Annotated in this window: 9 protein-coding genes; 3 read left to right on the top strand and 6 right to left on the bottom strand. The window is 35.8% G+C overall.

The genetic code is table 11. From position 1 onward, the window contains the following. Nucleotides 1-222 (top strand): IS3 family transposase (locus H9636_RS03165; RefSeq protein ID WP_191706182.1); only part of this gene is annotated, 222 nt, incomplete at its 5' end. A gap of 82 nt (nucleotides 223-304) precedes the next feature. On the opposite strand, the gene H9636_RS03160 is transcribed toward H9636_RS03165, so the two are convergent. From H9636_RS03160 to H9636_RS03145, 4 genes are all read right to left on the bottom strand, one after another. After that, complete coding sequence (locus H9636_RS03160) at nucleotides 305-484, bottom strand: small acid-soluble spore protein H (RefSeq protein WP_122970713.1); 180 nt, start codon at nucleotides 482-484, stop codon at nucleotides 305-307. A 136-nt stretch (nucleotides 485-620) separates the two neighbouring features. Next, nucleotides 621-2,411 carry a S9 family peptidase gene (locus tag H9636_RS03155; protein ID WP_191706181.1) on the bottom strand — a complete coding sequence of 597 codons (1,791 nt, stop codon included), beginning with the start codon at nucleotides 2,409-2,411 and terminating at the stop codon, nucleotides 621-623. 159 nt (nucleotides 2,412-2,570) lie between these two features. After that, on the bottom strand, nucleotides 2,571-4,259 hold the full coding sequence (locus H9636_RS03150) for a GGDEF and EAL domain-containing protein (protein ID WP_191706180.1): 1,689 nt from the start codon (nucleotides 4,257-4,259) through the stop codon (nucleotides 2,571-2,573). Nucleotides 4,260-4,976: 717 nt separating this feature from the next. Beyond that, a complete protein-coding gene (locus tag H9636_RS03145; protein ID WP_191706179.1) occupies nucleotides 4,977-6,155 on the bottom strand; it encodes a beta-ketoacyl synthase N-terminal-like domain-containing protein in 1,179 nt (392 codons plus the stop codon). 392 nt (nucleotides 6,156-6,547) lie between these two features. Here H9636_RS03145 and H9636_RS03140 point away from each other — a divergent pair, with 392 nt between their 5' ends. Next, nucleotides 6,548-7,378 carry a glycerophosphodiester phosphodiesterase gene (locus H9636_RS03140; RefSeq protein WP_122970710.1) on the top strand — a complete coding sequence of 277 codons (831 nt, stop codon included), beginning with the start codon at nucleotides 6,548-6,550 and terminating at the stop codon, nucleotides 7,376-7,378. A gap of 173 nt (nucleotides 7,379-7,551) precedes the next feature. Next, entirely contained in the window at nucleotides 7,552-8,727 is a 1,176-nt protein-coding gene (locus tag H9636_RS03135; protein WP_191706178.1) for an endonuclease, read from the top strand. A gap of 109 nt (nucleotides 8,728-8,836) precedes the next feature. On the opposite strand, the gene H9636_RS03130 is transcribed toward H9636_RS03135, so the two are convergent. Both H9636_RS03130 and H9636_RS03125 read right to left on the bottom strand, forming a co-directional pair. Continuing rightward, on the bottom strand, nucleotides 8,837-9,973 hold the full coding sequence (locus H9636_RS03130; protein WP_191706177.1) for a zinc-dependent alcohol dehydrogenase: 1,137 nt from the start codon (nucleotides 9,971-9,973) through the stop codon (nucleotides 8,837-8,839). 19 nt (nucleotides 9,974-9,992) lie between these two features. Next, complete coding sequence (locus H9636_RS03125; protein ID WP_191706176.1) at nucleotides 9,993-10,361, bottom strand: spore coat protein; 369 nt, start codon at nucleotides 10,359-10,361, stop codon at nucleotides 9,993-9,995. Nucleotides 10,362-10,365: the final 4 nt, after the last annotated feature.

Raw genomic sequence — 10,365 nt, 5'->3', positions numbered from 1 at the left:
CAATCTATGTCACGTCGTGGAAACTGTTGGGATAATGCCCCACAAGAATCGTTTTTTGGTCATTTTAAAGATGAAACAGACTTTAAATCGTGTGAAACATTAGAAGAAGTAAAAAGAGAGATTAAGAGTTATATGATTTATTACAATCATTACCGAGGTCAATGGAACTTAAAAAAGATGACGCCTGCACAATACAGTCACCATCTTCTTCAAGTTGCTTAAAAGCCTTTTTTAAAAATGTCCTTTACAAAGGGTACACTTTAAAAGAGAGAATCCTTAATTTTACTGATTCTCTCTTTTTATATTATTGTTCGATTAATTGGTTTAAAGGCACTTCCTGTTCCTTTTGAGGATCGTCTAACGGATAAATTCGAGCAGTTTCGTTATCTTCATTAACGTGTTGTATATACACTTTCATACCGTTATATAATACATTTGCAATAACTGGTGATTCTGAAATTTCTTGTGCCCTTTGAGCGTTCATAAGTAATAACCTCCTAGTTGGAATTTTGTAATAAAAATCTCCTCACTATTATTCACAACCTGTCAAAAAATCATTCGATGTTAAGGCTAAATTAAAGAAACGCCTCATTATTATAAAAATGAGGCGCTTCTTGCGATTAATCCGCATAACGTTCAAAGAATTCGAGCATTTTGCGATAAACCATTATTTCATTTTGTTTTTTGGAAAAGCCGTGTCCTTCATCTTCTAAAACGATGTATTCCACTTCACGTCCCTTTTCCTTTAATGCAGCTACAATTTGGTCAGATTCCTTTTGTACTACACGAGGATCATTTGCTCCTTGGATAACTAACATCGGTTTTGTCATGCCATCTAAATAGGAGATAGGGGAATCCTTCGTCAGTCTTTCTTTATCTTTTTCTGGATGTCCTACCCATTGATCCATAAATGGTTTCCAAAAATCAGGTACAGATTCGATAAAGGAGAAAAGATTACTTGGGCCGAAAAGATCAACAACCGCTTTGAAGTAATCTGCATGACGTCCATGAAGTAAAAGTGCCATGTAGCCGCCATAACTACCACCTAATAAAAGAATTTTCTCTCTATCGGCATAGCCGTTTTGAATCATCCATTCTATCCCTTCTAAATTATCAAGGCGTGGTCCATGGCCCCAGTCGCCTTCTACCATTTTTTCGAACTTTAAGCCGTAATTCGAAGAACCACGGAAGTTTGGTGCGAAGATGGAATAGCCTCGGTTTAACAAAACTTGGAACATTGCACGGAACCATTTTCTTTCTAACGATTGGGGACCACCATGGGGCCATAAAATGACGTACCCATTCGAGTTTTCCTCTTTCGCTTTAAAGAATAATGCTTCAATTTCCAATCCATCGAAGGAAGGATAAGTTAAAACTGCAGGTTCAACTAATTCTTCATCACGAACACCAGGTATACGGTAACGAGTTAACTCTTCCCAAGTGGTGCTTCGATCCTTAGAAACAAAAATATTGTTTGGTCTTGTAGAAGTTCTACCTTTGATATATAGATTACCACTTGGCATAACAATTAATTTTTCAATAATACTTGTTGGAGAGTTAATAGTCTCTAGCTTTTTACTTTTTAAATCATATGCATATAATCGATCTTCTACACCATAAGAGCCAATTATATAAAGTATTTGATCTTTCTTAGAAAATACTAAGTTAGTAAAATCTTCTTTTTCTAATTGTAATATTTTCTCAAATGTTTTCGCTTCTAAATCAAATTTCGCAAGGTAAGTTAAGTCGGAATCATAGTTTGTTAAAAAATAAATATCCGATTCCGAAGTGTAAACTACTTCATTCACTGTATGTTGATCTTTAGTCTCAGGCGTCATTAAAAATTTTTCATTATTTAGATGAACGTAGGCTAAAGAGTGAGTATTCCCAAACTGTTTAAAGGAAACAAAGGATTTTTCTTCTGGACTAACAGCTATTAAATAGGTAGGAGCTTCTTGTCCTTCGACTAATAGTTTCTCCTCACCACTTTCCAAATCATAGACATAGTTATTAAGATAAGTAGAATTTCCATAAGTAGTTGCGTAATATAGCCGTTTACCATCATCCGATATACGGGAGACTAAGTGGCGTTCCCCTTTATGAATACGTAATGGTACAAGTTTACCTCCTTGGGGAGGAAGGGCATAAATTTGTGTATTTTCATCTCCATCATGGTCAAAACCTACGACGATAAATTCACCTGTTTTAGCATAAGTAAGGCCATCGACACTTTGGTTATTAAATGTAAGTGGGTAAGGAAACTGATTAGGTAAATCCATTCCCCAAAGATTAAAATGACCGTTTAAGTTCGTACTGATGACTAGCTGTTTTTCGTCGGGACTCACGGTAAAATCCGCAACTGTTAATGTTTGAAAAAATTGTTCCACATCCGGTTTATCAAACTTCACCATAACAACTCTCCAATCTATTAAGATAGTTTTATATTAACACAATATATGGATTTTTCAGAAAATTAATTTTAGTTGTTTAGAAAGAGGGATGGCGCTTCATGAAAAACCTCTGTACGAGACTGTACAGAGGTGTAGATTAAATATAATTAGACTGTTGGATTAGTTTAATTCTTTAAGCCAGTTTTCCTTGAAATCATCGGCAGGGAGTGGGCGACTGAAGTAATAGCCTTGGGCATAATCACAATCAATTTCCTTTAAAAAGTGCCATTCTTCAAATCCTTCAACACCTTCTGCTATCACTTTCAAATCAAGCTGTTTAGCAATAGCTATAATTGTTTTGACAATGGCTTTGTTTTCGTCGTCCCGGTGCATGCCCATTACAAAGGATTTATCGATTTTTAATGAATCTAGTGGATATTTATTCAAATAACTAAGGGATGAATAACCTGTTCCAAAGTCATCCATTGAAAGGCTTATACCGAGCGCCTTTAATCGATTTAACTTTTCAATCATCGATTCAGCATACATTGCAATACTTTCGGTTATTTCTAAAATAATATTAGAAGGATCAATGTTAGCGTTTTCGATTATTGTTTTCACATGTTCTACAAACATTGGATCAAGTAATTGTTTCACAGATACATTAATGCTTATTCGGAAAGGTTCCGTTCCTTCCTTTTGCCAACTAACGCTTTGTTTAACAGCGGTTTTCAATATCCATTGGCCTATTGGGATAATCATTCCCGTTTCTTCGGCTATTGAAATAAACTCATCAGGTCTAACTTGTCCTAATATGTGGTTATTCCATCTAATTAGAGATTCCATCCCTATTAGTTTATTTGTTTTCAAATCTAGGATTGGCTGATAGTAAAGTTCAAACTCATCATTTTCTAAAGCAGTTCTTAAATGTTTTTCAATCATCATTTTCCGATAGAAGTGATGCTGCATTTCAGATGTGAATAATTGGTAGTTATTTTTTTCTCTTTCTTTTACATAGTACATAGCGGTATCTGCATTTTTGATTAATGTATTCGCATCATCGCCATCCTTTGGATAAATACTTATGCCAATACTTGGAGTAATAAAATACTCATTATTGTCTATTAAAAACCCTTCAACAAATAGCTTCAATAATCTTTTCGCTAATCCTTCACAATCTTTTGATGTGGAGCGGGGGAGCAAAATAGTGAATTCATCTCCACCTAGTCGATAAACTTGTGCGGATTGATAACTTTGCTTTAATAACCTTTCGATACGTCTTGATACTTCTATTAATAAGCAATCTCCGAAATTATGGCCAAGTGTATCGTTAATATATTTGAAACGATCCAAATCAAGAAACACGATGGCAATTTCACTTCCATTTATTTTTGCTTTTTCCAAAAGGTTCGTTAAATCTTCATTAAACATTCTACGATTCGGCAAACCTGTTAGTGCATCATGATTCGCTTGAAATTTAATTTCATCTTCATATTGCTTTCGTTCCGTAATATCTGTTGATACTGCAAGTAATGCGGAACTTTCATTTATATGAATCGGTACTTTTACCGTTTGTACCCATCTCTCTTCGCCAGTTGCAGCCGTAATGGATTCTTCAATTATGGAAAACTTCCCCAACTTATGACTATCAATTTCTTGATGGGCAAATGGTGTCTCTTTTATTGAATCTTTATTTATATCATCATCGGTTTTTCCAATCATATAGCGAATATCCTTGCCCATTAATTGGGCATACGATTGATTCATAAGAAGGTAACGTCCATTTTCATCTTGAGCATAAATATAATTCGGGTTCAAATCAATGACTTGATATAAAAACTTCCATTGATCATATAGCTTTTTATTCATATTGTTTACTATATTAAGATGCATTCGGCTTGAAAGAATTAAAATTGAAAGGGCATAAACTAGTAATGCAATAGAACTCGGATATAATCTTGCTGATGGGAGCATATTTAAGGTGCCAATTGCATAACCGATAGACGAAAAGATATTAAAATAAACTAAAAATGAGCGAATGCTCTTATTTTGTACATTTAAACTAATCAGAGAACAGAAAGTCATGCTAGCTATGAAAAGGAAAACGTTGGAATAAAAAATCCACGATAGCTCTCCATAAACAGGGTAGTAGAATATACTTGAATCTATCTGTTTAAGTTCAATGTTTTGTACTCCCTTATCACTCCATCCTATTATATAGACAAAAAAAGCTACTCCATAAAATAATAAGACTGATGTACGATTTACGAGGAATTGCCATTTTATTTTTTTATCATAGGACAATTCCTCATTCACAATTGTATATCCTATATGGAAAATCAATGGGGTTATCATGATAGATCCAAACCGGAATAAATTGAAAAAAAACTTAATCGTTTCGTAGCTAAATAGATTATAAGAATACAAAAAAGCTACATCTAATTGCCAAATGGAAATCATTAATAGAAATAAAAATATAATTTTTGATAAGTTATTTTTTTTAAATAAAACTAATAGTGTAATACCAACACATATAGGGATAAAAGATAATAATATTAGAAATATAAAAAACATGAAACAATCCTCCTATATATGTGTCATCAATAGGCAAGCGTTATTCCCACTACTACCATGATTAGTTATGCAGACGGACTCAACAGTTTGATATCTAGTTTCGTAAACGATTGGAAGTTCTTCGAAACCAATCCCTTTCGTTTTAATTGTAGGAGGGATAAATCCGTATTCCATTGACAGTAAGGACGAAATAATTTGCATTGCGCCCATGGCACCAAAGGAATGTCCAATCATTCCCTTAATGGAAGTAATCGGTACCTCTAAACCGAATGTTTCGTTATGGATGAATCGTTCAATTTGATCGTTTGTTTCGATACCAAGCGCCTGACTATTTATGTAGGTTGGTACTGTATTTCCAAGGGTTTCTTGGAAAACGCTAAGCATATGTTTACCCGTTACATCAGATCTTAATAATTTTTGTGCTTCGTTCCTTGAAACAACGCGTTCAATTTTTCCATATATTTGTTGGTTTCGGTCGATTGCTGTTTGTTTTCTCTCTAAAACGATTACACCTGCACCTTCTGATAAAACAAAGCCTCGATGTTCCGTTGAAAATGGAACTCCAGCTTGTTCGATAGAGGTTTCTTTAGAGAGGATTCTTAATTTTTTAAAGCCGTTAATTGTCCATTGACCTAAGGGAGCGTCTGTTCCTCCAACAATACATGCATCCACAATGCCGTTCTCTAGTAATAGTTTCCCTATTGATACTGCATCTAAACTTGCGGTACAGCCAGTCGTTAATGTGTAGGCAGGCCCACAAGAACCAATTGCCTCGGCAACAGAACCGGAAAGCGTGTGCGTATCTGCATACGAAACACCTTGAATCGGAGTTTTTCTTAAATCGAAAAAATTCATAGAATATTGCTCAATTTCCAATATTGCTCCAGCGGATGTCCCCATAATGACGGCAATTCGTTGGGGCTGAAAATAATTTAACTTTGCCATTGCAGAAGCATCTACTGCAGCCGCAATAGCCATCCTTACAGAACGAGGGTATCGTTTGTAATCTTCTCCGTTTATTTCTTGAAAGTGATCATCTATCAAACCAGCAACAATGCTAGAATCGGGCTGATTATCAATGTTGTAAATGCTTTGGGTACAAATCCCATTTTCTAATACATGTAAAAAACTATTTTTGTCTGAAATACCAGGCCCTTTAATCCCATAACCTGTAATTACGATATCGTCCAATATCTTCACCTACAATGTTTGACTTTATTGTATTATAAACAACAAAAATAGATATGGTCGATAGATTTTATACTCTATCAACGGAAAAAATTTGAAATTCAATTTTAAATAATTGAAAGTTAGATGAAGTTTTACATTTTCTATTAATAATTGCGAAAGTAACTTCTTCATTTCAATTTTAAGAAGAACTAATCTATTAAAAAAAGGTTACATAAAAGGGCTAGAATAAGGCGTTTTAGGTAAATTAGAGTAATAGATTTGTAAAAATATATAAGTATAAAGATAGAATTTTATTAACACATTCTTCATCTACTTTAATTATTTCCATAAACTTCCTCAATATCCCTTTACTAAACTGGAATTGAAATCAGGATAGATAGGAGATGGAGAGAGTGAACAAAAAGTTTTTAGTAGGTGCAGGGTTAGCTTTTTCATTGTTAGTTAGTCCATTCAGTCAGGTGTTTGCAGAACAACCAACAGTAGGAGAAAGAAAACAAGTGGATAATGTCGCCCACCGTGGTGCAACAGGTTATGCACCAGAAAATACGATTGCTGCTTTTGATTTAGCTGTTGAGATGAAGGCAGATTATATTGAAATCGATGTTCAAAGAAGTAAAGATGGCGAATTAGTATTAATCCATGATACAACAGTGGATCGTACAACGGATGGAACAGGAAAAGTTGGAGATTTAACTTTTGAACAACTTAGAAGTCTTGATGCAGGTAGTTGGTTTGGGGAGCAGTTTGAAGGAGAGAAAATCCCAACATTTGATGAAATTCTTGATCGTTATCATGGAAAGGTTGGAATTTTAGTCGAAATGAAATCTCCAGAACTGTATCCAGGTATTGAAGAACAAGTGGCGGAGGAATTAAAGGAACGCAATCTTGATAAACCTCAAAACGAAAAAATTATTATCCAATCTTTTAATTTTGATTCAATGAAGAAAATGGATAAACTTCTTCCGAAAGTTCCGATTGGTGTATTAACTTCTAACCGTGCCCATACAACTCCGGAAGCTTTACAGGAATTTTCAACTTATGCAGATTGGTTTAACCCAAGTTACGGAATTGTCACAAAGGAACTAGTTAACCAAGTTCACTCTCTTGGTATGCAAATTGGATCGTGGACAGTTCGTAGTCAAGAAGCAGCAGACTTCCTATTTGAAATGGGAGTTGACGCAATCATTACAGATTATCCAGATTACGTAGATCCAAGAAAATAAAACACTATAAAAAGTTTGAAAGAGGGGTAGTTCTAATTGCTACTCCTTTTTCTCGTATCCTTTATAGTTGGTTTTCTATAAGTTTATAAAAAGTCTGAAAATTTAAAAATATGATATAATACTATTGAGAACGTTAGGGGAATTAAACAAATAACTATTTTAGGAGGAGTAACATGGGGAAAAGCTTCATTAAAAGTTTAGTAACAATCTTTCTGATTGCTTTCATTTTCCTTCAGACGATTCCATCTTCATTGACTGCAGCAGTAGGGGATGGTTCATGGTCATCACCTTTTTCTGTTTCGCAAGCTGTAAACAGTCAAACTAGCACAGTCAAAACAGTCCAAGGGTACGTCGTTGGGCAACCGATATCGACAAGTACTGTTATTACAAGTGGTTTTCCGAATGATTATGCCCTTGCTTTAGCCGATAATCCTTCGGAAACAAATATTTCTAAAATGCTTTATGTTCAAGTTCCTTCATCGTTCCGCTCTTCCTATGGATTAAAAACGAATCCTTTTTTAATGGGAGAAAGCATTAAAGTAACGGGTACACTTACAGCTTATTTTTCCCATGCTGGATTAAAAGATGGAACAGCTTTCGAAAGAATGGGAGAGGGGATACCTCCTTCTGAACCAGAACCCGAGCCAGATCCAATACCAACACCAAACGGTTACTATGATGCAGCTATTGGAAAAACGGGAGAAGCATTAAAAACTGCATTGCATAATATTATTGATGATCACACGGAACTATCCTATTCCGAAGTTTGGGATGCCCTTCGAGAAACGGATGAAGATCCGAACAATCCGAATAATGTAATCTTATTATATACAGGACGTTCCCAAGGGAAATATACGAATGGATCAGGGGTGAATGATTGGAATCGAGAGCATGTTTGGGCGAAATCCCATGGAGACTTTGGAACAACAATGGGGCCCGGTACAGATTTACATCCTCTTCGCCCAACCGATGCGTCAGTGAACAGTACAAGAAACAATTTAGACTTTGATAACGGGGGGAGAGAGCACTCTGAAGCCCTTGGTAATTATTATGATTCTGATTCTTGGGAACCGCGGGATAGCGTAAAGGGAGACGTAGCACGAATGCTCTTTTATATGGCAGTACGATATGAAGGTGATAGTGGAGAACCAGATTTAGAATTAAATAATTTAGTTAATAACGATTCCGCTCCATACCACGGAAAATTATCCGTCTTGCTTCAATGGCATAAACAAGACCCTGTCGATCATTTTGAACAACAACGAAATGAAATCATTTATAACGATTATCAACATAACCGTAACCCATTCATCGATCATCCAGAGTGGGTAGAAGCGATTTGGCAATAACGGAAGAAATGTACTGACACTTCTTAAATTGGAAAAGTGCATAGACTAATAAAAAATCATCTTATCTTTAAAACAGATTAAAGATAAGATGATTTTTTTCTTAATACTATTACGGCTTTAATACGACTTTAATACAATCGTCTTGTTTTGTATCGAAAATTTCATAGCCATGTTTTGCCTTTTCAAGGGGGAGGACATGGGTAATGATATCCTTTGGATCGACTTTTCCTTCCGCAATGAGATTATAAAGATGGGGCATATAATGGATGACTGGTGCTTGCCCTGTACGGATATTAACGTTGCGTTGGAAAATATCACCTAATGGAAAGGCGTTGTAACGCCCACCATAAACCCCAGTAATTTGGATTGTACCACCTTTTCGTACAGCTTGACTGGCAGTGACCAATGCACCCATGGCACCGCTTTGCAGTTTTAATCCGCTAGCAAGGAATTCAAGGGGAGTCATTTTACCACTCATACCGACACAATCGATGACTACGTCGGCACCTCCTTTTGTTATTTCTTTTAAATATTCGCCACAATTTTCATGATCCTCGAAATTAACAATTTCCACTTTATTTGTACGCTTTGCATGTTTCAGTCGATAGCCGACATAATCGACTGCAATAACACGTTCGGCACCCTTTAGCCAAGCAAATTTTTGTGCTAATAATCCGATAGGGCCGCAACCAAGAATCACAACAGTATCGCCTTGTTTGACACCGGCATTATCGACACTCCAAAAGGCAGTAGGAGCGGCATCTGCCAGTAAAACTAAACTTTCATCGGACAATTCACTGTTTTCAGGTATTTTAAAAGGAGTAAAGTTTGCATAAGGTACCCGCATGAATTCAGCTTGCCCACCTGGAAAACCTCCTGCAGTGTCGGAGTAACCGAAATAGGCACCCATTTCACCATTTTGATTGGCATTGTCACATTGACTTTCTAAATCATGATGACAGTACCAGCATTGTCCACAAGCAACATTAAAGGGGATAATGACCCGATCACCTTTTTTTAACTTCGTTACACTTTTTCCGACTTCTTCTACAACGCCCATTGGTTCATGACCAATCACGTAATCTTCTCCGAGGTTCGGAATCATTCCATGAAGTAAATGTAAGTCTGACCCACAGATAGCAGTAGTCGTTAATCGCACGATAATATCATCATCTTTTTTAATTTTTGGTTCCTTTACATCTTTTACTTCAACATTTTTAATGCCTTGGTAGGTTACAGCTTTCATTTTAAAAACTCCCTTTTATTCATTTTTCCTTCTTTGGTGGAGTTGGGAACAGCCCTTTACGGTTCATATTTTCTGGGAACAAGTCTAGTTTCGCAATGCTAATGGCATTTTCCGCCGATCGGATATCCAGTTCTTTTTGCTTTTCTAAGTCATATGGTTTTAGCCAATCCTTTTTCATCATTAACTCTGAAATTTCGAAATATAACTCAATCATAACTTCCAGTTGGGTTTTGATAATCTTTTGTAACGTTGGAGAAGCCGTTTCGGTTAAAGCAATGGAGAGGGTTCTTACACCTGTTTTTACAGATAATAAAAACTCCAATGCAATTCCAGAGTCAGTTAGTTCTGGCATACCGACAGAGTTAATGGGATCTAAATAGTCTTTCATGTTA

The sequence above is a fragment of the Ureibacillus galli genome (assembly GCF_014836845.1).
Taxonomy (GTDB): Bacteria; Bacillota; Bacilli; order Bacillales_A; family Planococcaceae; genus Ureibacillus; species Ureibacillus galli.
The sequence above is the reverse complement of the archived record's forward strand: the minus strand, read 5'-3'. Positions and strand labels throughout refer to the sequence as shown.

Excerpts from the sequence above, each read along its gene's own strand:
- H9636_RS03150 (WP_191706180.1), bottom strand. The coding sequence starts at position 4,259 with ATGAATAAAAAGCTATATGATCAATGGAAGTTTTTATATCAAGTCATT.
- H9636_RS03125 (WP_191706176.1), bottom strand. The coding sequence starts at position 10,361 with ATGAAAGACTATTTAGATCCCATTAACTCTGTCGGTATGCCAGAACTA.
- H9636_RS03160 (WP_122970713.1), bottom strand. The coding sequence starts at position 484 with ATGAACGCTCAAAGGGCACAAGAAATTTCAGAATCACCAGTTATTGCA.
- H9636_RS03135 (WP_191706178.1), top strand. The coding sequence starts at position 7,552 with ATGGGGAAAAGCTTCATTAAAAGTTTAGTAACAATCTTTCTGATTGCT.
- H9636_RS03155 (WP_191706181.1), bottom strand. The coding sequence starts at position 2,411 with ATGGTGAAGTTTGATAAACCGGATGTGGAACAATTTTTTCAAACATTA.
- H9636_RS03130 (WP_191706177.1), bottom strand. The coding sequence starts at position 9,973 with ATGAAAGCTGTAACCTACCAAGGCATTAAAAATGTTGAAGTAAAAGAT.